Annotated in this window: 20 protein-coding genes; 8 read left to right on the forward strand and 12 right to left on the reverse strand. The window is 50.5% G+C overall.

Annotation, left to right across the window (positions count from 1 at the left end; all coding sequences use genetic code 11):
• Positions 1 to 143: 143 nt before the first annotated feature.
• The 6 genes from ACSTTO_RS07590 to rpsF all read right to left on the reverse strand — a co-directional run bounded on the left by ACSTTO_RS07590 (position 144) and on the right by rpsF (position 5145).
• Entirely contained in the window at positions 144 to 842 is a 699-nt protein-coding gene (locus ACSTTO_RS07590; protein ID WP_439272557.1) for a hypothetical protein, read from the reverse strand.
• Between the two features lie 189 nt (positions 843 to 1031).
• Complete coding sequence (locus ACSTTO_RS07595) at positions 1032 to 2318, reverse strand: cyclopropane fatty acid synthase (RefSeq protein WP_439272558.1); 1287 nt, start codon at positions 2316 to 2318, stop codon at positions 1032 to 1034.
• 374 nt (positions 2319 to 2692) lie between these two features.
• Entirely contained in the window at positions 2693 to 3262 is a 570-nt protein-coding gene (gene rplI, locus ACSTTO_RS07600) for a 50S ribosomal protein L9 (protein ID WP_439272559.1), read from the reverse strand.
• Positions 3263 to 3304: 42 nt separating this feature from the next.
• The gene (locus ACSTTO_RS07605; RefSeq protein ID WP_439272560.1) at positions 3305 to 4264 is read right to left on the reverse strand and encodes a DUF2232 domain-containing protein; all 960 of its coding nucleotides are present in this window, start codon (positions 4262 to 4264) and stop codon (positions 3305 to 3307) included.
• A gap of 207 nt (positions 4265 to 4471) precedes the next feature.
• Positions 4472 to 4720: a 30S ribosomal protein S18 gene (gene rpsR, locus ACSTTO_RS07610; RefSeq protein ID WP_022712184.1), complete on the reverse strand. Its 249-nt coding sequence runs from the start codon at positions 4718 to 4720 to the stop codon at positions 4472 to 4474.
• On the reverse strand, positions 4720 to 5145 hold the full coding sequence (gene rpsF, locus ACSTTO_RS07615) for a 30S ribosomal protein S6 (protein WP_439272561.1): 426 nt from the start codon (positions 5143 to 5145) through the stop codon (positions 4720 to 4722). The genes rpsR and rpsF overlap by 1 nt, the downstream gene beginning before the upstream one ends.
• A 487-nt stretch (positions 5146 to 5632) precedes the next feature.
• On the opposite strand from rpsF, the gene fabD reads away from it, so the two are divergent.
• The 7 genes from fabD to gmk all read left to right on the forward strand — a co-directional run bounded on the left by fabD (position 5633) and on the right by gmk (position 13638).
• Complete coding sequence (gene fabD, locus ACSTTO_RS07620) at positions 5633 to 6577, forward strand: ACP S-malonyltransferase (protein WP_439272562.1); 945 nt, start codon at positions 5633 to 5635, stop codon at positions 6575 to 6577.
• Positions 6578 to 6663: 86 nt separating this feature from the next.
• On the forward strand, positions 6664 to 7401 hold the full coding sequence (gene fabG / locus ACSTTO_RS07625) for a 3-oxoacyl-[acyl-carrier-protein] reductase (protein ID WP_439272563.1): 738 nt from the start codon (positions 6664 to 6666) through the stop codon (positions 7399 to 7401).
• A 539-nt stretch (positions 7402 to 7940) separates the two neighbouring features.
• A complete protein-coding gene (locus ACSTTO_RS07630; protein WP_002963616.1) occupies positions 7941 to 8177 on the forward strand; it encodes an acyl carrier protein in 237 nt (78 codons plus the stop codon).
• A gap of 351 nt (positions 8178 to 8528) precedes the next feature.
• A complete protein-coding gene (fabF, locus tag ACSTTO_RS07635; protein ID WP_439272564.1) occupies positions 8529 to 9791 on the forward strand; it encodes a beta-ketoacyl-ACP synthase II in 1263 nt (420 codons plus the stop codon).
• Positions 9792 to 10460: 669 nt separating this feature from the next.
• Positions 10461 to 11645 (forward strand): endolytic transglycosylase MltG, encoded by a 1185-nt coding sequence (gene mltG, locus ACSTTO_RS07640; RefSeq protein WP_439272839.1) that lies wholly within the window; start codon positions 10461 to 10463, stop codon positions 11643 to 11645.
• A 121-nt stretch (positions 11646 to 11766) separates the two neighbouring features.
• Positions 11767 to 12699: a YicC/YloC family endoribonuclease gene (locus ACSTTO_RS07645; RefSeq protein ID WP_439272565.1), complete on the forward strand. Its 933-nt coding sequence runs from the start codon at positions 11767 to 11769 to the stop codon at positions 12697 to 12699.
• A gap of 279 nt (positions 12700 to 12978) precedes the next feature.
• A complete protein-coding gene (gmk, locus tag ACSTTO_RS07650; RefSeq protein ID WP_439272566.1) occupies positions 12979 to 13638 on the forward strand; it encodes a guanylate kinase in 660 nt (219 codons plus the stop codon).
• A gap of 43 nt (positions 13639 to 13681) precedes the next feature.
• Here the strand turns inward: gmk and rsmA are convergent, their stop codons facing one another.
• From rsmA to lptF, 6 genes are all read right to left on the reverse strand, one after another.
• On the reverse strand, positions 13682 to 14509 hold the full coding sequence (gene rsmA, locus ACSTTO_RS07655; protein WP_439272567.1) for a 16S rRNA (adenine(1518)-N(6)/adenine(1519)-N(6))-dimethyltransferase RsmA: 828 nt from the start codon (positions 14507 to 14509) through the stop codon (positions 13682 to 13684).
• Between the two features lie 90 nt (positions 14510 to 14599).
• Positions 14600 to 15646: a 4-hydroxythreonine-4-phosphate dehydrogenase PdxA gene (gene pdxA / locus ACSTTO_RS07660; RefSeq protein WP_439272568.1), complete on the reverse strand. Its 1047-nt coding sequence runs from the start codon at positions 15644 to 15646 to the stop codon at positions 14600 to 14602.
• 199 nt (positions 15647 to 15845) lie between these two features.
• Positions 15846 to 16805: a SurA N-terminal domain-containing protein gene (locus tag ACSTTO_RS07665; protein ID WP_439272840.1), complete on the reverse strand. Its 960-nt coding sequence runs from the start codon at positions 16803 to 16805 to the stop codon at positions 15846 to 15848.
• Positions 16806 to 17354: 549 nt separating this feature from the next.
• The gene (locus ACSTTO_RS07670) at positions 17355 to 19739 is read right to left on the reverse strand and encodes an LPS-assembly protein LptD (protein WP_439272569.1); all 2385 of its coding nucleotides are present in this window, start codon (positions 19737 to 19739) and stop codon (positions 17355 to 17357) included.
• Complete coding sequence (gene lptG, locus ACSTTO_RS07675) at positions 19739 to 20827, reverse strand: LPS export ABC transporter permease LptG (RefSeq protein WP_439272570.1); 1089 nt, start codon at positions 20825 to 20827, stop codon at positions 19739 to 19741. The genes ACSTTO_RS07670 and lptG overlap by 1 nt, the downstream gene beginning before the upstream one ends.
• Complete coding sequence (gene lptF / locus ACSTTO_RS07680) at positions 20824 to 22029, reverse strand: LPS export ABC transporter permease LptF (protein WP_439272571.1); 1206 nt, start codon at positions 22027 to 22029, stop codon at positions 20824 to 20826. Before lptF ends, lptG begins: the two co-directional genes overlap by 4 nt.
• A 278-nt stretch (positions 22030 to 22307) precedes the next feature.
• Here lptF and ACSTTO_RS07685 point away from each other — a divergent pair, with 278 nt between their 5' ends.
• Positions 22308 to 23795, forward strand: coding sequence for a leucyl aminopeptidase (locus tag ACSTTO_RS07685; protein ID WP_439272572.1), 1488 nt, complete (start codon positions 22308 to 22310; stop codon positions 23793 to 23795).
• Positions 23796 to 23973 lie beyond the last annotated feature (178 nt).

Raw genomic sequence — 23973 nt, forward strand, 5'->3', positions numbered from 1 at the left:
GTGAGGGCAGTTGAAGGGCTGTTAAGGCACCTGTAACATGATTCACATTTATTCACAGGCTACCGGTACTGACAGCCTGTGAGGAGATGCGTTTTTTCGCAAAAAACCGGTATTTGCGGATTCAAAAAGCCGGTATTTGCCGATTAATGTATTTGAGAACTTGTCTGCGTAAATTTATTGGCCGTTGCCTGAGGGATAAAATGCAGCACCTCATGATAGTGCAGCCGCAATTGCGCGGAAAACAGAAAAATATAGGCCGCCAGTTCACTCAGCTCTTCCAGATTTTGTGCTGCCGCACCCTGCAGGCCGGTTGTCAGCCCCAGATGTTCTTCCGCCGCGGTGGAAATCATCATGCAAAGCGTGGCCAGCAAAAATTCTGTCCAGGGCAGACCGCCTGTGCGCTGTAGCGGCTGCAGCAATTTATGGGAGCCGTTTTTTAGCATAAAAATTGCAAAAAACAGGATAGAACCAATCAGGGCTGGCATAATGGCCGGTTTATACCATAATTGGCGCGAGGAGAAAAACGGCCCTTCATCCGACATGCTGATTGGCTCAAGAAAGACTGCGCCCCAGCTTAGTTCCCGCGCAAAACAGATAAACCAGATCAACGCCGCACCGCGCCAAAGCCATTTCCATTGTTTTGTACCCGATCTTTGATAAAGCAGCGCCTGTATCATGCCCCATAGCAGAACCAATGCCTGAAGATTCTCCACAGGGCCGTTTTCCCATGATACCCAGGATGGCAATATCAGTGCCAGCGGGTAGGCGGCAACAAGGATGATTAAACCGGTAAACAGCGTATAAGATGCGGATTTATCCCGACGCGATAAGATTTTAGACATAGGCGGATATCCCGATAATAATGCGCATTATTGGCCGCTGAATGCAGCAATGCGCCCTTGCCCGTGATATATCTGGCTGCAGCCAGTGCCGGGCAAATGCTTCTTGCGGGATAAGTCTTCCAAAGTGATTGTAATAACAATCAGTAAAACTTCACAATAATTTGATAATATATTTATAAGGGAAAATTTTTAAGCAAAATTTCCGCTTGGCTGATGCTCGGAAGCGATGTTTTTATTGATAGCGAATTTGCGCATTTCCAGTTTTTTCAATCGCTTCTCTTCCTGCTCAATATAATTGCGGGTAAGGGGCACGGCGGTTTGCTTATGTGCCAGCTGGATTTGAAACACCATCATATTCTGCCAGCGGAATGCAGATTCGGAAGCAGCAAGATAGAATTCCCACATCCGGCAAAAACGCTCATCATAAATAGCCTTGGCCTGATCGCGATGTGCCATAAAGGCACTGCGCCAGGCTTTTAATGTTTCAGCATAATGCAGGCGCAGAATTTCAATATCGGTGATAATCAGGCCGGAATTTTCAATATGCGGCAAAACTTCCGACAGGGAGGGAATATATCCGCCGGGAAAAATATATTTGCGGATAAAAGGATTGGTAACAGAAGGCTCATCACTGCGGCCAATAGAATGCAGCAACATCGTGCCATCCGGCTTTAACAGCCGCGCTGCCTGCTGAAAAAACTCTGCATAATGGGGCACACCCACATGTTCAAACATGCCGACAGAGCTGATCCGGTCAAACTGCCTGTCGAGCTTGCGGTAATCCTGCAGCAAAAAACGCGCCTGATGATCCAGCCCGCGTTCTCTGGCGCGCTGATTGGCAATCTGATATTGCTCTTCGGACAGGGTGACGCCGGTCACATCCGCATCCAGAAAATCAGCAAAATACAGGCCAAGCCCGCCCCAGCCGCAGCCGATATCCAGCAATGTATCTTCCGGCCGGACTTGTAATTTGGCGGCAATATGCCGTTTTTTGGCAAGCTGTGCCTCAGCAAGGCTTGATTGCGGGGTTTCAAAATAGGCGCAGGAATATTGCTTGTCCGGATCAAGAAACAGATCATAAAGCGCGCCGCTCAGATCATAATGATGCTGCACATTTCTGGATGAGCGCGATAGTGTATTCATCTGTTGAAAAGAGCGGAACAGCCGGCGTAAACGGTTCAGTGCTCGCATCCATGGTTCTTTGGCGGCGGTTGCACCGGTATTTTCAAAAATCAGCTGCAAAAATGTATAAATATCGCCTTTGGTAAAATCAATTTCACCATCCATGAAACATTCGCCAAGTTTCAGTTCGGGGTCAAATAAGAGCGCGCGTTCAGCCTGTTTGCTGCGTATGATAAGTGACACATGCGGCGGCGCGCCATTGCCGTAGGATCGCACTTGCTCATTGGCATAATGCACATTGAGATTGCCGGTTTTGATCATCCGGTTCAGAACGGAATGCAATATACGGCTCATCGCTCATTATCCTCCAATATGGCAAGAACCGGCAGAAAAAGCGGAAATAAACAGCAAAACCATGCCGCATCCGCTTCAACCACGGTAATTTCGCAGCATTATCCGGCAAAATAGCAGTGATCCCGCCCGTGATAATGCACGAAACAAAGAAAACAGAGTGCTTCCGGTAAGCTCTTTTCAAAATGGAGCAGCTCAAATCAGAATAGTGCTTTTTTCTGATCTGGAAAGAGTTGAGCAAAAAATATTAGATGAGGACAATCATTTTCGTGTGATATGCGGCTGTGTTAATATACGAAAAAAAGCCGCACCGTTTCATACGGTGCGGCCTGGCAATATTTGTCAGAAGAGCAGAAATATCTGCCTGAAAAAGCCGATCAGGCGTTTTCTTCTTCTGCGAAATCTTCGTCGTCAATTTCTTCCGACAATGGCTGTTCTTCAATACCATAGATTGCAGCAGCGGAGGAAAGATCTTCGCCCTGTTCCTGACGCACAGCTTCTTCGGCCGTACGGGCAATATTGATGCTGATGGCAACGGTAACTTCAGGATGCAGAACAATGGAAATCGGATGAATGCCGATTGTCTTGATCGCATGGTTGAGGTCAACCTGATTGCGATGCACGGAGAAGCCTTCAGCTGTTACCACTTCAGCAATGTCACGCGTGGAGACCGAACCGTAGAGCTGGCCGGTTTCGCCGGCAGAGCGAACAACGATAAAGCTCTTGCCGTCCAGCTTGTCAGCAATGGCCTGTGCTTCGGTCTTGCGTTCCAGATCACGTGCTTCAAGCTGCGCGCGCTGGGCTTCAAAACGAGCCATATTGGCTTCATTGGCGCGCAATGCCTTGCCCTGTGGCAACAGGAAGTTGCGGGCAAAACCATCTTTAACATTTACAGTATCACCCATCTGGCCAAGGCGGGCAATGCGTTCAAGCAGGATAACTTTCATGGGACTGTTCCTTGATGTGTTTAAATTCTGAACGGGTCGGGTTTATGTGTTCTGCGGCGGTTTTTGGGAAAGCGGCGCGCCGCGTGATGTATCAAGCAGGCCGAAAACCAGAAAAACCACCGCAGAAAATGCGAAAAGAATAAGCAGAAAATAGGCAAGCCACAGGGCAAGCGGACGCCATGCGGCACCGCGAGTGCGCCAGTGAATAATGGCAAGGCCGGCCATGATGAAACCGGCAGCCAGCGCACCGGCAAAGGTGGTGGCAATCATGCCCGCATAGCCGGAAAGAAACATGGAGCCTGCAAAAGCCAGTGCAAAAACCGCAAGCGCAGGGCGCGGCATCCGCAATGTTGCAGGCCAGTTATCCCGCGGGCGGCGCAAAATACCGGAGCGTTCCGTGATGCGCAAGGCGAGATAAAAATTGCCGGTCAGGAATATCAGGCTGGTGGCGGCCTGTACGGCTGGCAGACCCGTCAGCAGAAAATGCTGCAACATATTGCGCAATTCATCACTTGCTGTGAATGCCGGGTCTGAAGCCTGCAGGCTGGCGATAAGGGCAGCGGTGATCTCACGTATCATATCTTCGCCATAGCCGATCAGCGCACCAACAGCCACAAAGCTTGCAGCAATGAGCAGGGCAAGGCGAAACAGAAGATCAGGCAGCGGATACCAAACCAGCGCATCCTGCGGGCCGCCAAGCTCCTGCGCGGGGCGTGCAAGGCCGGCAAGATAGGCGCCGGTTGCCGCGGGAATAAAACTGGTAAGTGCAATCAGCACCGCCACCATCGGCGCTGCAAAAACAGCAACGGCAATGCTGGCCGTTACGGCGGCAACAAGGCTGGCAACAGTGCCCCAGCCAAGCGCGGCAATAAAAATGGGAAGCGGCGTGAGCACATAGAGAACCATAGCAAGGCCGGATTGAACCAGCACGCCGGATGCGAGCAGCGCGGCTGCAAGCCCCGCCAATATTCCGCTGCCGATATATTTGCTATTGTAATTCATCTTGATCCTGCTGTCCTGCCAGAGTGTTTTTTAAAAACCCTGATGCAGTTAGAGAAAGCCGTTAAAAAAAACGATCACTTCCCAACCTGGCCTTGCGGCCATATTGTCTTTTAATCACGTGTTTCCGGTTTAACCGCTCCGGTGCGGAAAATATGAAATGAAAAGCTGAAAGACGGGGTGTATATGCATACACCCCGAATCAGAATTTTATTTTACCACATATGGCAGCAGGCCGAGGAAACGTGCACGCTTGATCGCCTTGGCGAGTTCACGCTGTTTCTTCTGGCTTACCGCGGTGATGCGGGAAGGAACAATCTTGCCGCGTTCAGAAATATAACGCTGCAGAAGCTTGATATCCTTATAATCAATCTTTGGCGCGTTAGGACCTGTGAACGGGCAGGTCTTGCGGCGGCGATGGAACGGACGGCGGGTCGGGATCTGATTGATATCAACCATTATTCTTCTCCTTCACCGGCTGCATCATTATCGCGGTTGCGGCGTGGACGACGCGGACGTTCCTCATCACGGCCGAAACGGTCTTCACGGTCACGACGATCATCGCGGCGGCTCAGCATGGCTGACTGGCCTTCTTCGTGTTCTTCAACGCGGATGGTGAGGAAACGAAGGATGTCTTCGTTAATACGCATCTGACGTTCCATTTCAGCAACTGCCTGCGCAGGAGCATCAATGTTGAGCAGAGTGTAATAAGCCTTGCGGTTCTTTTTGATACGATAAGTCAGAGGACGCAGCCCCCAGCTTTCAATTTTCCCGACTTTACCGCCATTTGCTTCAAGAACGCCCTTGTACTGTTCTACCAGAGCGTCAACCTGCTGCTGCGAAATATCCTGTCGGGCAAGGATCACATGTTCATAAAGAGCCATTGTCTTTGCCTTTCTTCCAAAATCCATTCTCCGTATCAGCGGCTAAGCCTCTGCGACTTGTCTATATCCGTTGAATACGGAGAAGAAAGGACGCTGGTCGAGACGATCGAGAGCGGAGACACGGGAGGCAGAAATAGTTATATTTCTCCGGAAAAATATCCGGCCTCCGTTCAGCCCCCGGCTGATACCGGACAATGACACTGCGCCTCTTAGTGGGTTTTTTCCTGTTTTGCAACCGCCAAAAGAAAAATGCCAAACCTGCCGCACAGGGCAAGGCAGGAGCTTACACGGCTATTGCAGACGAAAATCACATGAATAAAATGTTTTTCAGAGCATAAATGATGCTTTTTTTAGCGCATACTTGACTTGAAACGCGCTGAAAGGCACAGCTTTGCACAATTATAGATAATTTTTATCGTAACTGCCTGATCATTCTTATATAGAGACGGGCATCAAGGATATGACGAACATTCAGAAAGAGGCTTTCATGACTGTAGCATTTACATTTCCGGGGCAGGGCAGTCAGGCTGTTGGCATGGGCAAGGCGCTGGCCGAAACATATCCGCAAGCCCGCGCGGTATTTGAAGAAGTTGATGATGCGCTCGGTCAAAAGCTCTCAACCCTGATGTTTGAAGGGCCGGAAGACCAATTGACGCTTACCGCCAATGCCCAGCCGGCATTGATGGCGGTTTCCATGGCTGTCATGCGTGTGCTGGAATCACAAGGGCTGAAGCTGCAGGATAAAGTTGCCTATGTGGCCGGTCATTCACTCGGGGAATATTCGGCGCTTTGTGCCGCGGGCACATTCACCATTGCCGATACGGCAAGGCTTTTGCGCATTCGCGGCAATGCCATGCAGGCAGCGGTGCCGGTGGGCGAGGGGGCAATGGCTGCAATTATCGGCCTTGAACATGCGGATGTTTTTGCCGTTTGCGAGCAGGCTTGCGCTGAAGGCCCCTGCCAGATTGCCAATGATAACGGCGGCGGGCAGCTGGTGATTTCCGGCGCAAAACCTGCCGTTGAACTGGCAGCCAGACTGGCTTCGGAGCGGGGCGCAAAGCGTGCTATCATGCTGCCTGTTTCAGCGCCGTTCCATTCTGCGCTGATGGCACCGGCCGCCAATGCTATGCGTGAAGCACTGGCAACAGTGCATAAACAGGCGCCGGTTGTGCCGGTTATTGCCAATGTGCGCGTGGCTCCGGTTCAGGATCCTGCTGAAGTGGCGGATCTTCTGGTTGAGCAGGTGACAGGTCAGGTGCGCTGGCGTGAAACCGTGGAATGGTTTGCCGGCCATGGTGTGACAACACTTTATGAAATTGGCTCCGGCAAGGTGTTGACTGGCCTTGCACGCCGCATCTCTAAAGATGTGAGCGGGGTGACTGTTGGCACAGCTGAAGAGATTGATGCAGCCCTTCAGGCATTGCTTGGTTAAAGCAGCTGATTTTGATGTGCTGAAAATGATGGTATAAAAGCGGGCAATATTGAAAATTATCCGCATAGCAGATTCAAGGGGATTTTATGTTTGATCTGTCTGGCCGTAAGGCTCTTGTAACCGGTGCCACCGGCGGAATTGGTGAAGAAGTGGCGCGTGCACTGCATGCGCAGGGGGCAATTGTTGCCCTGCATGGCACCCGTGTTGAAAAGCTGGAGGCTCTGGCCGGAGAACTCGGTGAACGCGTTCACATCTTTCCTGCCAATCTGTCCAGCCGTGAGGAAGTGAAGGCACTTGGTCAGGCCGTGGAAAAACAGCTCGAAGGCGTCGATATTCTTGTCAATAATGCCGGCATCACCCGCGATGGCCTGTTTGTGCGCATGAGTGATGAAGACTGGGATGCGGTTCTGGAAATTAACCTGACCTCCGTGTTTGGCCTCACCCGGGAATTGACACATCCGATGATGCGCCGCCGCTTTGGCCGCATTATCAATATCACCTCGATTGTGGGCGTTACCGGCAATCCGGGGCAGGCCAATTATTGCGCTGCAAAGGCCGGTCTTATCGGCTTCTCCAAATCGTTGGCACAGGAAATTGCCTCGCGCAATGTAACGGTAAACTGCGTGGCGCCGGGCTTTATTGAGTCGGCAATGACCGATAAGCTCAATGACAAGCAGAAAGACACCATCATGTCGGCCATTCCGATGAAACGTATGGGTAAGGGCGCGGAAATTGCCGCAGCGGTGGTTTATCTGGCAAGCGATGAGGCCGCCTATGTGACAGGCCAGACCCTGCATGTGAATGGCGGCATGGCAATGATTTGATAAATCGGGATTTGATAAATCGGGATTTGATAAACGGGGATTTGATCGGCCTGAGAGCCGGTAAGCCCGGAATTTAACAAATCAGCCGGCCTGATAGAATCCGTGGTGTGTTTTAGTGGGCTGGTGGTTGCGAAAAAGGGGAGCAGACGCGCCTGATAAACAGCAAAAATGTTCTTTTTGCTATTATTTTTCAGGCTTTGATGCAGATTTGCAGCACCAGTCCGGCAAAATAGACTTTGCCAAACAGCCGAACCGTGATAATGCCCCGAATGTTGTTGCGCTGCACATTTTTTGTGTCGCGTAACGTGGCTGCGATAAAATGGGATTGCGCTTGTGCTGCGCAGCAGTTAAATCGCAGCGATGAAAATATATTGTATAATTTGCCTGTAACGCATTCCGGTTTCAGGCATTATGCAGTAGAAATATCCACAGGATGCTTCGTCTTGTAATAATTGTTACAAAGGCAGGCTATCTTAACACTTGATTACAATCAGCCATGCCGCTACCAAGGCTATGGTATTAACAGGTCGAGGTCCGACATGAGCGACACCGCAGAACGCGTCAAGAAAATCGTTGTTGAACATCTGGGCGTAGATGCCGATAAAGTAACCGAGGGTGCAAGCTTCATTGATGATCTGGGTGCAGACAGCCTGGACACCGTTGAGCTGGTAATGGCTTTCGAAGAAGAATTCGGCGTGGAAATTCCGGATGATGCAGCTGAAACCATCCTGACGGTCGGCGATGCTGTTAAGTTCATCGACAAGGCATCTGCTTGATAAATCCTTGATGCAGTTTCAGGAAAAGTGCTTGCCGGTTTTCCGTTTGAAGCTGTGTCAGGTTTAAACAGCAGTCAGATATCGGGCCGGAAGATCATATCTTCCGGCCCTTATCATATGCAGCTTTTGCAGGGATATGCTTGCTGATATGAAGCTGTTTTGATGAAATCTGAGCCGGTCAAACAGAGTATTGTGTGCGGTAATAATTAAATACTCCACAAATACGCTGTAACCATCTAATAATTCCGCGTTATTGGAACCCTTGATCGATTCCGGTTGAGATATGCGGTTGATTAATCTGCGTCTTGTTGCTGAAAGAAATTGAATGATAAGGCGCGGGGAAGGATACATATGAGAAGAGTCGTCATTACCGGCCTTGGTCTGGTATCACCCTTGGCAAATGGTGTTGAAGAAACATGGAAGCGTCTGCTCGCCGGCCAGAGCGCGGCACGCCGTGTAACTGAGTTCGAAGTTGACGACCTTGCCTGCCAGATTGCCTGCCGTATTCCTGTCGGCGATGGCGCGGATGGTACATTCAATCCCGATATTTATATGGAGCAGAAGGAACAGCGCAAGGTTGATCCTTTTATCGTCTATGCGGTGGCTGCTGCTGATCAGGCATTGGATGATGCCAACTGGCATCCGGAAAGTGATGAGGATCAGATTCGCACCGGTGTGCTTATTGGCTCCGGCATTGGCGGTATCGAGGGGATTGTGGAGGCCGGTTACACGCTGCGTGATAAGGGGCCGCGCCGCATTTCGCCATTCTTTATCCCCGGGCGCCTGATCAATCTGGCTGGCGGTCATGTATCAATCAAGCACAAGCTGCGCGGCCCCAACCATTCCGTGGTTACAGCCTGCGCAACCGGCACCCATGCGATTGGCGATGCCGCGCGTATGGTTGGCCTGGGTGATGCCGATGTGATGGTGGCCGGCGGCACGGAATCACCGATCAGCCGCATTTCACTGGCCGGTTTTGCCGCCTGCAAGGCGCTCTCCACCAAGCGCAATGATGACCCTGCAGCGGCTTCGCGCCCTTATGATGAGGATCGCGACGGTTTTGTGATGGGGGAAGGTGCCGGCATTGTTGTTCTGGAAGAGCTGGAACATGCGCTGGCACGTGGTGCTAAAATTTATGCGGAAGTAATCGGCTATGGCATGTCGGGTGATGCCTATCACATTACCGCGCCAAGTGAGAATGGCGAAGGCGCACAACGCTGCATGGAAGCGGCGCTGAAAAATGCAAAAATTGCGCCGGATGCCATTGATTACATCAATGCGCATGGCACTTCCACAATGGCAGATACACTTGAACTGGCAGCAGTTGAACGCGTTGTCGGTGCGGCTGCCGGCAAGGTGTCAATGTCATCGACCAAATCTTCAATCGGCCATTTGCTTGGTGCGGCCGGCGCTGCGGAAGCAATTTTCTCAACTCTGGCAATTCGCGATAATATTGCGCCTGCCACACTCAATCTTGACAATCCTTCGGTGGAAACCAAAATTGATCTGGTGCCGCACAAGCCGCGCGCCCGTCAGATTGATGTTGCCGTGTCGAATTCTTTCGGCTTTGGCGGCACCAATGCATCACTGGTACTGCGCCGTTATCAGGCTTGAAAATGCACAAAGCCGGAACAGTGATTATACTGTTCCGGCTTTGATTTTTATCGGCATTTATAGGTTTGATGCGCGGGGCAATGTATAATAGGGCGTTTCATCGTTTTTATGAAAAACTGAAATAATCTTGAATGGCCGCTTTTATATAAGCGGCTCTTTTTATAGGATATTGCCGCAACCATGTCTGTGATAATAAGGAACAGGCGGGGAAGTTGGATTCTTTCTGTCGAAAGCCTTGTTCACGGGTTGCGGCGCCCGTGTTTTTGCCGCAATTATTGTGCCCAGTTATTGCAGATATTATATGCTGCCAAAAACCGCGCTATGGCCTGTTTGTTACTCTAAAACGGGAATGATTAAAACAGCAGCGGTTTTGTGCGGCATCTGGCAGTCTAAAGAGCCGGCGCTAGCTGCCGGAAGAGCGAGTTGAACCGGAGTGAGAGTGTGACATCGGATCCGTCATCAGAAAAGAAATCTGCGCATAAGCCTGTTACCTCTGATGAGGCTGTTACGGTTGCCCCTGTTGCGCCGCAAATTGCCGCTGCGCCGGCCAGCCCGATGCATGGTGCCGCAGCGGATGAAGCAGCGCATGATCAGGCAGATCAAAAGGCGGTGCAGCATGGTGCCGGATCCGCGACACAAAATGCAGCTTCTGAAGCGGAGCCGCAACAAATGCCGGCGGCAGAGGCTGCACATACAGAGCAATCGCCGCAGCAACCTGCCAAAGGCCCGCTGGTGCTGAAATCGGCAAGTGAGGCCTTGCGCCCTGAGCCCGGCACCCCGCCACCGCCCAAAAAGCGCAAACGCTCCCGCCATGCACGCAGCCAGATTGTGGTTTTTGCCAATTTTATGATGTCGCTGCTGGTTTTTATTGTTATCGGTCTCGGCGCCTTGTTATATTTCGGCAAGGTGCAATTTACCGGTGCAGGCCCCTTGCAGCAGGAGACAACATTTTTTGTCCGGCGTGGCAGCGGTATTCCGGAAATATCGGAACAGCTTGAGCGTGCAAATCTTATCACCGATGCGCGGATTTTTCGTTATGGCGCGCGTGCCTACGGGCTGGAAAAGAGCATGAAAGCCGGGGAATATGCTATTCCCGCCCAAGCATCCATGCGCGATATTCTCAATATTTTTGTTGAGGGTAAGTCCATCATGCATTCGGTTACCATTCCTGAAGGGCTGACAGTGCAGCAGGTTTTTGACCGTATTGCCAATAATGATCTGCTTTCGGGTGATTTGCCTTCAGAATTGCCGCCGGAAGGCAGCTTGATTGCCGACACGCTGAGCTTTACCCGCGGCACGCCGCGTGAAGAAGTGGTGGCACGTCTTAAAAATGCACAGGCCAAACTGGTGGATGAAATCTGGGCAAAACGCCGGGATGGCCTGCCGGTCAAAGACAAAAATGAATTTGTAACATTGGCTTCGATTGTGGAAAAGGAAACCGGCATTGCTTCCGAACGTCCGCATGTGGCTTCTGTTTTTGTAAATCGCCTTAAACAGGGTATGCGCCTGCAATCTGACCCTACAATTATTTATGGTATTTTCGGCGGGCGCGGCAAACCTTCTGACCGGCCGATCTATAAATCGGATATTGAGAAAGATACGCCTTATAATACCTATATTATCAAGGGTTTGCCGCCAACACCAATCGCCAATCCGGGGCGTGATGCGCTGGAGGCCGTGGCTAATCCGCTGGATACGAAGGATATCTATTTTGTTGCAGACGGCACAGGCGGGCATGTTTTCTCAGCAACGCTGAAAGAGCATAATGAAAATGTGCGTAAATGGCGTGAAACTGAACGCCAGCGCAAGGACAAGCCGGCAGAAACAGGGGCTGGCCCATCGCCTGCTCCTTGATCCAGCTCCCTGATAGTGGTTGCAGCGATGCTGTTTTGACTTAAAAAATGCTTACCAAAAAACCGCCCGGCCATATTGGGCAGTTTTTATCAAAATACGCAGATTGATACGGAACTTATTGATGACAGTACAAAGTATGACCGGCTTTGCCCGTCACATAGTTAATTATACGCCGCAGGCAGGCGCAAGCGGTGCGGCCGCGCGTATCAACTGGGAAATTCGTAGTGTCAACGGCAAGGGGCTGGATATAAGGTTTCGCATTCCCCATGGCTTTGATGATCTGGAACAGCAATTGCGCGCCAGCCTTGGCCGTGTATTTTCACGCGGTTCTTTTCAGGTCAGCCTTACCATTGATGAAACGGAAAATCGTGCAGATTTTATTATCAATGAGGCATTGCTGCATCAGGTGTTGCAAACTGCCAAACAGCTTGAGACGCAATATGGCCTTCGTCCTCCAAGTCTTGACGGATTGCTGAATCTGCGCGGTATTCTGGAGCAGCCGCAAGCTTTGCCGGATGATGAGGCCGGAAACGCGTTGAAAACCGTGTTGCTTGCCTCGTTTGAAGAGGTGCTTGGCAATTTGCAGGCAATGCGCCGGCAGGAAGGCAAGCATCTCGCCAATTTGCTTGGCACGCATGTGGACAAAATTGCGGAGCTCGCACAACAGGCGCGTAATGATGCCTCGCGCTCGGCAGAGGCAATCCGGCAGCGTCTGGCAGGGCAGGTGGCGCTGCTGCTGGAAGCGGTCAATGGCAATGGCTCTTCTGGTGTTGTGCTGGATGAGCAGCGTCTGCATATGGAGGCGGCTTTTCTGGCAACCAGAGCCGATATTCAGGAAGAGCTCGACAGGCTGGATATGCATGTGGCAGCTGCGCGCAAATTGCTGGCAGAGGGTGGCGTGATCGGGCGCAAGCTTGATTTTCTTTCGCAGGAATTTAACCGCGAAACCAACACGCTATGCTCAAAATCCAATGCGGCTTCAATCACTGCCATCGGTCTTGAGCTGAAATCTGTTGTCGATCAGTTTCGTGAACAGGTGCAAAATCTGGAATAGTTTCCGGCAGGTGCAAAGCTTGTCAAATTTGACAAAACCGCAAAGTAGAGAATTGCGTTTCAGGTAATGTTTTAATAACTAAGACCATGTTCTGTCCGGTTTGGTGCCGGAATGGCGAAGACATCAGAAAAATCCGGTGTTATCAATCGGCTATTCTGTCATCGTCCATAGCGATTCCGTCTGGCTGCACTATATAATGATGATCATTGCGGGAACGAAACCGCATATTGGCGGGTTATGTACGATCCGGCAGTTTTAAAATTTGGAGCAAAAGAGATTATGGCCATTTCCTTCGTGGAAAACACTGTTGCGCGTCGCGGCCTTATGCTGGTTATTTCTTCTCCCTCCGGCGCGGGTAAATCCACCATAGCACGGTTATTGCTGGAAGACCGGGAAATGGATCTGTCTCTTTCCGTGAGTGTAACGACCCGTCAGCGTCGTGCAAGCGAGATTGAAGGGGTGCATTATCATTTCAAATCCGTGCGTGAATTTGAGCGCCTGCGTGATAGTGATGCGCTGATTGAATGGGCGCAAGTGCATGGCAATTATTACGGCACATTGCGTGAGACGGCGGAAAATGCTCTGGCCGATGGCCGCGATATGCTGTTTGATATTGATTGGCAGGGCGCTGAGCAGCTGCAGGCCAAAATGCCGGCTGATGTGGTTTCAATTTTCATTCTGCCGCCAACCATGAAAGAATTGCAGATGCGCCTCAACCGCCGCGCTGAAGATGCGCCGGAGGTGATAGAGACACGCCTGAACAATGCCCGTTTTGAAATTCAGAAATGGAGCAAATATGATTATATCGTCATTAATGAGGATTTGAACAAATCCTATGCGGCGGTAAAATCAATTGTGATGGCAGAGCGTCTGCGCCGTGATCGCCGCCCCGGCCTGTTTGAATTTGTTAATGGCCTTCTGGAAGAAAAACAGGTTTGACCTTGTTGCAAAAAAACCGCCCTGAGGCGGTTTTTTTATGCCGTTACAGCTGATTGGCCAGATGAACAAACTCTTCAACACTTAAAGTTTCTGCACGGCGTGTCGGGTCAATACCGGCCTTGTTAAGCAAGGCTTCGCCGCCAAGGGGCTTCAGGCTTTGGCGCAGCATTTTGCGGCGCTGGCCAAAGGCTGCCTGTGTTACCCTTTCCAGCATTTGCGGCTGGCAGGGCAATGGTTTTGCGCGTGGCACAATATGCACCACGGCAGAGGTAACTTTTGGGGGCGGGGTAAAAGCCTGCGGCGGTAAATCAAAAGCAATTTTTGCGTTTGTGCGCCATCCGGCAAGCACACCAAGGCGGCCATAGCTGTCATCGCCGGCTTTGGCAACAATACGTTCTGCCACTTCTTTTTGAAACATCAGCGTCATGGAATCATAAAAAGGTGGCCACGGTTCGCTCAGCAGCCAGCCGATCAGCAATTGCGTGCCAACATTATAGGGCAGATTAGCGATAATCTTTGGCTTTTTTGCAGGATCAGGAAAAAGTGCGGCAAAATCCTGCTGCAATGCATCGCCGGAAATAATCTGCAGCCGCCCCGGATATTCTGCGGCAATCTCCTCCAATGCAGGCAGGCAGCGTTCATCACGTTCAATTGCAGTCACAATGCCGCCTTGCGCAAGAATGGCGCGGGTTAACCCGCCGGGGCCAGGCCCCACTTCAATAACCGGCTGATCCTGCAATGCACCAGCCTGACGGGCAATTTTGGCGGTCAGGTTAAGATCCAGCAGAAAATTCTGGCCAAGGGATTTTTTGGCATTGAGTTCGTGACGTTCGATCACATCACGCAGTGGCGGCAGATTATCAATTTGCATTGTTATTTTGTCCAAAGCGCATTTGGCCAGTTATGGTCAGCTCTTAGAAAAATGCGCGGTAAGAAATAAGATCAGAATTTCAGGTCGGGCTCAATTGTTGAAATTGCTCCGGTGCCGGCCAGCCAGCATTGCAGCCAGTTTGAGAGCGGCAATCAGGCTGTCTGCACGGGCAATGCCGCGTCCGGCAATATCAAAAGCTGTGCCATGATCAGGCGAGGTGCGGATAAATGGCAGGCCAAGGGTAACATTCACTGTTTCATCAAAAGCCAGAGCTTTGGCCGGTATCAAAGCCTGATCGTGATACATGCAAATAGCGGCATCATAAGTTGTCAGTGCCTGCCTGTGAAACATGGTATCAGCAGGTAACGGGCCGCGAATATTCATGCCTTCTGCTTGCAAAAGTTCCACGGCAGGGCGGATAACAGCATCATCCTCATGGCCGAGTGCGCCGCCTTCACCGGCATGGGGGTTAAGGCCGGAGACCGCAATGCGCGGATTGCCTATACCAAAACGGTTGCGCAAATCATGTTCTGTAATGCGCACGGTTTCAATAATCATCTCTGTTGTCAGAGCCTGCGGCACCTGATGCAGCGGTATATGAATAGTAACCGGCACGGCACGCAATTGTGGTCCGGCCAGCATCATGACCGGTTGCACAATGCGCCCCAGATGGCGCGATGCGAGATGAGCGAGAAATTCCGTATGCCCGGGAAAATTAAAGCCGGCTTCATAGAGCGGCTTTTTTGAAATAGGGCAGGTGGTGAGGGCACAGGCCTGTCCGGCCAGCACATATTGCACCGCCCGTTCAATGGCCTCAACAATACCGGCGGCATTGGCGGCCTGCGGTACACCGGGCTTGTCGCTCAGACGGTTTTTAAGCGGTACAACCGGCATATAACGGGAGAAACGCTGCAGCACTTGCGCAGGCTGGCAAACAGAAAGAGGAATATCAAGGCCAAGCTGCCGCGCTCTTGCGATAAGCAGAGACGGATCGCCAAGGATAAAAAACGGCGGTAAACTGTGCTTTTCGCGCATTATCCATGCCGACAGAGCGATATCGGGGCCGATACCGGAAGGATCGCCGATACTGAGCGCAATCGGAGCCGGACAAGCTTCACCATGCTGAGGAAAAACCATAGAGGGCTCCGTTTGGCAGTTAGGCAGATAAAAATATCAAAAAGTCAGGGAAGCAAAAGCGGTCTTTTGCAAAATATAAATCAACATGAGGCCGTCATATACACTGTTTTAAGAGCACTTCAGTGTTTTACAGCAAGACTGAAGCGCTCTCTTTTGTTACGCATTTACAAAACAGGCCTTGCACCGGTTTGTGAATGCGTCAGCGATTAATGATCTTGGCCTTTTCACGCAGTTCCTTAAGATATTTCTTGCTGATTTCTTCAGCCTTTTTTTCCTGATCAGAGCTGCTGCCGGTGCCCTCCATCGAGAAGGTCAGCTGGGCTACGCGGTCATCAGAAACTGTGCGCTTGGCGCAGACAGCAAGAAATTCAACCCCTTTATCCGTATCCTGCACCGCAGTCGGGCGGCCCACAGGTGTGGCTTTAACCTGTTTTGACCATTCCGGCGGCAATTGAAGCTCCAGATGCTTACCAAGATCACGCACAGTCACATCCAATATGCCTTTGGTCAGGCTGCGGGTGTTCTGACAGCTTGAAAAACGGTTGCGCAAGGCATTGGCTTCCGCACGGCGTTTGGCCATGGTGGCGGCAGAGCGATTAGCGGCCGGCACAACAAAAATCACTTGTTGCAGGGTATATTCATTGGTGGATGGCTTTTTGCCGCCGTCTTTCAGCATGCGCTGCACGGCATCCTGCTCACTTATCAGCCCTTCTGAACGGAAGCGCGCGCCTATGGCACGGCTCCAGCCCATCTGCACCATGATAAATGTCTTGAAATGTTTAGGCGTGATGCCGGCTTGATTCATCAATTGGTTAAGTTGTGCAACGCTCATCTTGTTGCGCGCGGCAAAACCGGCATAGGCATTGTCAATCTCCTGATCAGACACCACAATGCCGCGTGTTTTCATCTCCACACGCTTGAGCATTTCTTCAACCAGCTCATCCCTGGCAATCTTGTTGAGATTGCCGCCGCGGCGCTGCAATTTAAGAAATGCCACACGATGGGCAATATCAACATTGGTGATTGCATTATTGTTGACGATCACCTTGATCTCGGCAGCATGGGCAGAGCCGGTATAGGCGCCGCTGCCAAGGGCAGTCATGGCAATTGTGCCGGTTAATAATGCTGCAAAGACATGCTTGCTGAATTTTATGCTCATGGTGGTAAAATTCATACCTGTTTCCCGTTGCGCGTTTCAGGACGCGTAAATCTCCGTATATCCGGATGAATAATAAAACAAATTGACTTTGTATCTATCATATTCCGCGAGGATTTCCATTCTTGTATAAATGAGCATCTTGCATGAAACAATGTCTCATCTGTAGCAGAATATGGTTAAACCGGCGATTTTATTCCTGTAATATCTTAAATTGGCACAAATGAGCAGATTTATGTGTCATCTTTGCGGCTATGTATTATTTATTCTGATGAGCCTTGCTGCTTTGCAAGCGGTTTACCGGCCCGATATCGTCAAGCTGATAGGATTAGGCCGATATTGTCACAATAGCCGGATGTCACACAAAATTATGATATTTTCAGGCTGATTATGCGAAAAATTTGCGGCATGCTTCCATTAAAAAGCATCATAACAGATGCTCCGGCCTCTCAATCTGTCAGCCCTTTATCTGCGCATTTTCCTGCCTGTAACGCGATAAGGATGAAGTTTTAAAAAAATCCGGCTTATAAAAAGCCGGATTTTAAATCTGTATCAGAAAGAGCGCCCCGCACTTATATTGCTGCCAATATCCCCCAAGGTGCGGAAGGAAATATTAAAGCCGACTGAATGGGATATTTTATCCTGACCGGGGCTGCGGGTTTGTGTATAAGCCATTGAATATGTGAAACATTCATCATCATAAGCAAGGCCGGACTGGGCACGCACCAGAGTTTCAGAAACAATATCATATGTGCCGGAGCCAAAAACACGCCAGTTTTCCTTAAATCGTGTTGAGGCACTCAGGCTGATTTCCTGACGGTTTTTCTCATAGCCATAATTGGGCTGCTTGGTAATATAGGCATATTTCAATGATGCCTGCACAGTCTGGCCTATATGGCTTGCTTCAACCTCGCCGCGTTTGACATCAAGATTATCCTTGTCAAAACGGCCGCGTGCGGCAAAGGCAAGGCCGGAATCATTGGAAAGGCCAAGCATGGCAACATAATCGGAGCGTCTGCCCTCAAGGCCGGAATCAGCGCCGGCACCAACAAAATCGGCAGCGTCAAACGAATTCAGGCCGCCAAGATGGAAGGACTGGCCGGCAAGACCATGAATCGACCAGCCATTATTCATATTACCGGAATAACGCAGGCCAAAATTGGCGCGGGTGCCGCCTTCAACACGGTCATAACCGGAAAATTTATCACGGGTGAACAGGTTGGTGGCATCAAAGACAAAGCTCTGCGCATCTTCATTAGGCAGACGACCGGCATAAGGCTCATTATTGCGCACAAAAATCTGGGCTGTCGGCTCCAGAATTTGGGTCATACTGGTTGATGAAAACAGAATCGGCCAGCGCAATTCCAGACCGGCCGTTGCCATGCCGCGGAAAGCCTGTGAGCGGATCTCATTGGCGGTGCCAAACGGATCCTGATAGGTATTACTGGTGCTGATGCCGATTGCATCACCGCGCAAGGCGAGCAATGGTGTGATAACCAGCCCCTGTTCAGTAATAAAAGTGCGCTTCCATTCCGCTTCGCTGGTCAGACGGCCGCTGGTACCTTTGATACCCCGCAGAAACTGGCGCATGGTGCCGTTATTATTCAGCAGAAAACTGTCCGAAGTCTCGCGGTAAATCCCTTGCAGATTGGTGGTCAGCGTCAGTTCACCGCCATAAACCGGCTCTGGCACAGTATAGAGATAATCCACACTTGGCAGAACCCATGGTTGTTTGCTGTCCACCGCATTTGCGCTGCCTTTCAGCACATCTTCCTGAACATTGAACTTGTAAAAATTAATATTCAGGTGATTGCGTCCGGACAGACCGCGCAAATAAATATTGGATGTCAGCGTTTCACCGCTATAATCGCTGATCGCATAGGTGCGGCTGAAATTCTTGTCTGTCTGGGCAATAATATCCCAGCCAAAACTCCAGCGCGGATTGATTTTGAAATCACCTTTGGTGGCGATCATGGCGCGGCTATGTTTCTGGGCATCAACTGTTGTGGAGCTGAAAGCGCCGGGGCGCAGCTGATAAATACCGGCCGCGCGGATATTATAGCTGCCGTTTTCAAGACGGTGCCGCCATTCGGTTTCACTCAGGAAACCCTGTTTGCTCATAACAGTGCCGTAAGTGGTGATGTCGTAATTAGGCGCCAGATTCCAGAAATAGCCGCCTCTCACGCCTCCGCCAAGCTCATCCTTATAGAGGAAAGAGGGGAACAAAAAGCCGCTTTTGCGCTTGATGGTCGGATCGGCAATTTCAAAGGCCGGCAGGGCAAACAGTGATTTGCCGAACATTTCAAAGCGCCCGCCTTCAAAGCGCACTGTCTTTTTGGCGCCGTTCCAGATAATTTTCTTTGCTTTTACCTGCCATAGAACAGGCTTGTCAGGATTGCTGGCACAGGCATGACAGGCTGTATAAACACCATTGTTGAAAGTGGTGATTTCGCCATTGCTGCGCTCGGCGCTTTCTGCGGCAAAACGTGTGTCATCCGTGGTTTCCACGCGCAGGCCATTAACAAAACCATCGCGGAAATCGTCCGTCACATCAATTTCATCGGAATAAATCCGGTTGCCGTCCCGCTCAACAATTTCAACATTGCCCTTGGCAATCATGCGCTTGGTGGACTGGTTATAGACAACCTGACGGGCAACAAGGCGGTTGCCGTCATATTCTATCTGCACATTACCGGCGGCGGTAACGGTGTTGCTGTCACGGTCAACAATAAGATTGTCCGCCTGCAACAGCATTTTGGCATCAGGATTGGTCTGATACTGGCTGCCAAAATCATCAGAAGGAGCGGCCGTCTGACTATGGGCGGCAGAGGGCAGGGACAATATAACAGAAGTGGAAAAAATGCACGCAAGAGCAGTCCCGCGTGCAAGACGCGTGATATACTCGGACACAACCGTGCGGGAGCTACTCAATCCCACTAACCATCCTCCTTATGAAGCAAAAAGGAGATTCCAAAAAATGTTGCAATCAATACCGGTACCCATGCCGCCACAAAAGGCGGCACGAATCCCGCCGTACCAAAAGCTTTGGCAAGTACTGTTACGACATAAAGCACGAAGCCGGCAATGATGCCACCCAGAATCATCGTTCCGGACTGCCCGGAACGCACAAATTTTAATGATACTGTTGCCGCAATCAGGGTCATGGCCATCAAAAGAGCGGGCAAAGCCAGCAAAGACTGAAACTGCATCTCAAAAGCATTGGCGGAGAACCCGAAAGAACGGGCAATTTCTATTTTGCGCGGCAATTGAATAAAAGGAACCGTTTCCGGTGAGGAAAGCTTTTCTTCAACATATTCCGGTTTCAACTGAGTCGGAATTTGTTTGGCCAGAAGTTTTTGCGGCTCCTGTCCTTCCCGGATAAGGGTTACATCGGTGAGGTTCCAGTAGCCATCTTCCAGCACCGCATCGCGCGCATCAAAGCGTTCCTTGATTGTTTTGTCCGGATTGAAAACAAAAAAGCTGACATCAGTGAGATGGGAGCCCTGACCAAGAATGCCCTTGGCGCCGATAATTGTTTCATGATCATTTGATTTCTGCCGCAGCCACGGGTCACGTATTGTACTGATTTCATTAACATTGCCGTTGCGCCACAGGGTTGTGATCTCTTCCGATTTGGCAAAGCCGTAGGCCGCCAGCGGATTGATTGCAAAAATAGTAATCAGCCCGAATAAAAATGCGCCAAGGCAGGCCGGCAGCAAAAATTGCCAGGCAGAAACCCCGACAGAGCGGGCAACCACCAACTCATAGCGCCGGTTGAGCGAAATCAGCGTGGCCATGGCAGCGAAAAGCGCCACAAACGGAATGACCTGCTGCATGATGAAAGGAATACGCATGGCAGAAAGGCCAAGTGCCGCCCATGCGGTATAATCCGGCAGATTGGCAAGCCGGCTGGCATTTTCAGTAAAATCAAGCAGCAATGATAAGGCAAAAATCCCCGCCAGAAAATATAGCGTGGTTTTTACATAACGCATGAAAAAATAGCGCCCAAGAGTCCAGCCGATCATGAGCCGCCTCCTGAAGAGCTTCTTTTGCCTGTCAGACGTTGATAAATGCCGCTGAAGCGTTGCAAAACCTGTTCTGTCATATCCTGCAATTTATCATTCCATGAGGCGGGCAGACTGAGTGACTTGCCGCTGAACAGGGCATAGACGCAAACGGCAATCACGCCAAGCGGAATAAGATACATAACCGGCACAAAAGCGGCTTCTTTCTCTGCACGGTCAGAGACAAAATAACCCGCCCAATATACCAGCAGCGACAGGGAAATGGCCGAAAATGACGCCGAAACCCGCGCCTCGCGATGTGAGCGGGCATCACCGGCCAAAACAATCGCAATCATGGCAAAAACAAAAGGATAAAGCCAGCTTGTCAGGCGTTTGTGCAGCTCTGCGCGATATTGTTGCGGTTTGGTCTGATAGATCGGGTCATTTTTATCCGGATTGAGCAGATAGGACAGATGCCGGTCTTTGGCATAAAGAACCATATCGCCGCCTGAATCGGTAAACTGGCTTAAGTCAAAAGCATATTGATCGAATTTAATAATGGAAACGCTGCCGGTCTTGACATCGCGGCGCTGGATTTCACCATTATTCATCAACAGCACATCCCTGCCGTTATTATTGGCAATGGCGCCATTGAGCGCATAATAAACCAGATCCGTATTGGCATCTCTGGAATCGGCAATAAACATGCCGCCAATGCTGCCATCCGCATTACGCTCGGCAATCTGCACATAGAGATTATCGGATAATTTACGGAAACTGCCTTCCTGTATCACCACATTGAGAAGATCCGCACTGGCCTCTGCCAGCATGGAGCGCATATTGTGGCGGGCATAAGGATCCACAAAATTAGCCACCAGAAAAGATGTGACCGAGAGTGCGGCTGCAAACAATAATATCGGGCGGATAATTGCCGTGCGCGGGCTGCCGGAGGCATTGATCACCACCAGTTCTGAATCCTGATTCATGGTGGAGAGCGTCTGTGTGATGGCAATCACCAGCGCAAAGGGCATAACCAGCGGAATGACCGAAGGGATAAACAGTGAAAAAAACTGGATGGCAGCACTGAGGGACTGCCCGCTGGAGGTGAGAAAATTAATGCGCTGCAATACCTGAACCGTCCAGGTAATGCCGATAGCGGCACAAAACACCCCTAAAAACATAATTCCCACGCGGCGCAGGATGTATCGCTCGATCAGTTTCATACGCTGAATTTACACCCTGAAGCCTCGTACAGAACCTGTCATAAATTAATCAATCCGATACCGCTAATATAGCATTTATAACCGGCTCATGATGATTAGCAAATATTTGCCCGGATTTAATATGTTTATAGCGTTGTTCTGGCTAAAAATAGCCCAATAAATACGGTTAACAAAACACTTATTCGTCAAAATCAGTGTTTTTCATCTTGTGGTTTGTGTCGGTTAGCGCCACACAATGATGCAGTGTTGCGACTCTGTTTTTATCTATTGGAGTTATTATGTCGAAAAATCCAGTCATCAAATTCGCGAATTTTTCAGAAAAGCTGAAAAATGTCGTGATCGTTCCGGTTGCCAAAGATGGTTCGGTTGCTGCTCAGGCAAGTCATATCGGCGGTGAGGGCTATATTGCCGGCCTTATTGGCAAGGCGGGTTTCAAAGGCAAGCTTGGCGCAACACTTGAAACTTATTTGAGCGGTGATAGCGGCGCAGAGCGTTTGATTCTCGTTGGTATTGGCGATCCTGCCAAACTGAAAAATGATGACTGGCTGAAAATTGGCGGTACGGCATTTGCCAAAATCGGCAAGAGCAGTGAGGCCAATGCGATTCTGGCGGTCGAGGGGCTGGATATTGCGGCAGATGCCGCAGCTGAATTTGCCCTTGGCGCACAATTGCGTGCTTATCGTTTTGATAAATACAAAACCAAAAAGAATGACGACAAGGCTGAGGCCGGAGATGTCAGGCTGGCCATTTATGTGGCCGATGTATCGGCGGCAGAAAAAGCCTTTGAAGCATTGCAAGAAGTTGGCGAAGGCGTGCAGCTTGCCCGTAATCTGGTGAATGAGCCGGCCAATATTCTGGGCCCTGTTGAATTTGCCGCTGAAGCGGAAAAACTGGAAAAGCTTGGCGTCAAAATCACAGTTCTTAATGAAAAAGATCTGAAGAAACTCGGCATGGGTGCGCTTCTTGGTGTTGCGCAAGGCTCTGTGCGCCCGCCGCGTATGGTGGTGATGGAGTGGAATGGCGGCAAGGCGAAAGACAAGCCTGTTGCTTTTGTCGGCAAGGGTGTGGTTTTTGATACCGGCGGCATTTCCCTCAAGCCCGGCCTTGGTATGGAGGATATGAAAGGCGATATGGGCGGCGCGGCTGCCGTAACCGGCCTGATGCGGGCTCTGGCAGGCCGCAAGGCTAAAGTGAATGTTGTTGGCGTTATCGGCCTTGTTGAAAATATGCCTGATGGCAATGCACAGCGCCCTGGCGATATTGTCACCTCCATGTCCGGTCAGACAATTGAAGTGATCAATACCGATGCTGAAGGCCGCCTTGTGCTGGCAGATGCCCTTTATTATACCGCCAAAACCCACAAGCCGCGCTTTATGATCAATCTGGCAACGCTGACCGGCGCCATTGTTGTGGCACTTGGTACGGAACATGCCGGCTTGTTCTCCAATGACGATGAATTGGCAGGGCGCTTGTTTGAGGCAGGGCAAAAAAGCGGTGAAAAACTGTGGCGCATGCCGCTCACCAAGGAATATGACAAGATTATTGATTCCAAATTTGCCGATATGCGCAATTCATCCGGCCGCCCCGCCGGTTCCATCACCGCAGCGCAATTTCTCAAGCGTTTCGTAGGGGATACACCTTGGGCGCATCTGGATATTGCCGGCACCGCAATGGATTCACCGGCCGGTGATTATAATGAATCCTGGGGCTCCGGCTTTGGTGTGCGCTTGCTGGATCGCTTGGTGCGTGATCACTACGAAGACTGATCCTTATTGCTAAGAGTGGTTTTGATATATGTTGAAAAGCCGGTGCCTGCACCGGCTTTTTATATGTTATCAATATAATTTGATATGTGCCGGGATAATGGTTGTGACTCTTAAATAATTTTATGTTACAGAATTATATCCCGTTAAAAAATCTCCTGTGCCTGCCTTTAAAGGGCAC

The organism is Pseudochrobactrum albidum (assembly GCF_051851455.1).
Classification (GTDB): Bacteria; Pseudomonadota; Alphaproteobacteria; order Rhizobiales; family Rhizobiaceae; genus Pseudochrobactrum.

Excerpts from the sequence above, each read along its gene's own strand:
- ACSTTO_RS07595 (WP_439272558.1), bottom strand. The coding sequence starts at position 2,318 with ATGAGCCGTATATTGCATTCCGTTCTGAACCGGATGATCAAAACCGGC.
- rpsF (WP_439272561.1), bottom strand. The coding sequence starts at position 5,145 with ATGGCTCTTTATGAACATGTGATCCTTGCCCGACAGGATATTTCGCAG.
- lptF (WP_439272571.1), bottom strand. The coding sequence starts at position 22,029 with ATGAAACTGATCGAGCGATACATCCTGCGCCGCGTGGGAATTATGTTT.
- gmk (WP_439272566.1), top strand. The coding sequence starts at position 12,979 with ATGGCCATTTCCTTCGTGGAAAACACTGTTGCGCGTCGCGGCCTTATG.
- ACSTTO_RS07605 (WP_439272560.1), bottom strand. The coding sequence starts at position 4,264 with ATGAATTACAATAGCAAATATATCGGCAGCGGAATATTGGCGGGGCTT.
- mltG (WP_439272839.1), top strand. The coding sequence starts at position 10,461 with ATGCCGGCGGCAGAGGCTGCACATACAGAGCAATCGCCGCAGCAACCT.
- rsmA (WP_439272567.1), bottom strand. The coding sequence starts at position 14,509 with ATGCAAATTGATAATCTGCCGCCACTGCGTGATGTGATCGAACGTCAC.
- ACSTTO_RS07645 (WP_439272565.1), top strand. The coding sequence starts at position 11,767 with ATGACAGTACAAAGTATGACCGGCTTTGCCCGTCACATAGTTAATTAT.
- ACSTTO_RS07630 (WP_002963616.1), top strand. The coding sequence starts at position 7,941 with ATGAGCGACACCGCAGAACGCGTCAAGAAAATCGTTGTTGAACATCTG.
- fabG (WP_439272563.1), top strand. The coding sequence starts at position 6,664 with ATGTTTGATCTGTCTGGCCGTAAGGCTCTTGTAACCGGTGCCACCGGC.
- ACSTTO_RS07665 (WP_439272840.1), bottom strand. The coding sequence starts at position 16,805 with ATGAGCATAAAATTCAGCAAGCATGTCTTTGCAGCATTATTAACCGGC.
- ACSTTO_RS07685 (WP_439272572.1), top strand. The coding sequence starts at position 22,308 with ATGTCGAAAAATCCAGTCATCAAATTCGCGAATTTTTCAGAAAAGCTG.
- pdxA (WP_439272568.1), bottom strand. The coding sequence starts at position 15,646 with ATGGTTTTTCCTCAGCATGGTGAAGCTTGTCCGGCTCCGATTGCGCTC.
- rplI (WP_439272559.1), bottom strand. The coding sequence starts at position 3,262 with ATGAAAGTTATCCTGCTTGAACGCATTGCCCGCCTTGGCCAGATGGGT.
- ACSTTO_RS07590 (WP_439272557.1), bottom strand. The coding sequence starts at position 842 with ATGTCTAAAATCTTATCGCGTCGGGATAAATCCGCATCTTATACGCTG.
- fabF (WP_439272564.1), top strand. The coding sequence starts at position 8,529 with ATGAGAAGAGTCGTCATTACCGGCCTTGGTCTGGTATCACCCTTGGCA.
- lptG (WP_439272570.1), bottom strand. The coding sequence starts at position 20,827 with ATGATCGGCTGGACTCTTGGGCGCTATTTTTTCATGCGTTATGTAAAA.
- rpsR (WP_022712184.1), bottom strand. The coding sequence starts at position 4,720 with ATGGTTGATATCAATCAGATCCCGACCCGCCGTCCGTTCCATCGCCGC.
- fabD (WP_439272562.1), top strand. The coding sequence starts at position 5,633 with ATGACTGTAGCATTTACATTTCCGGGGCAGGGCAGTCAGGCTGTTGGC.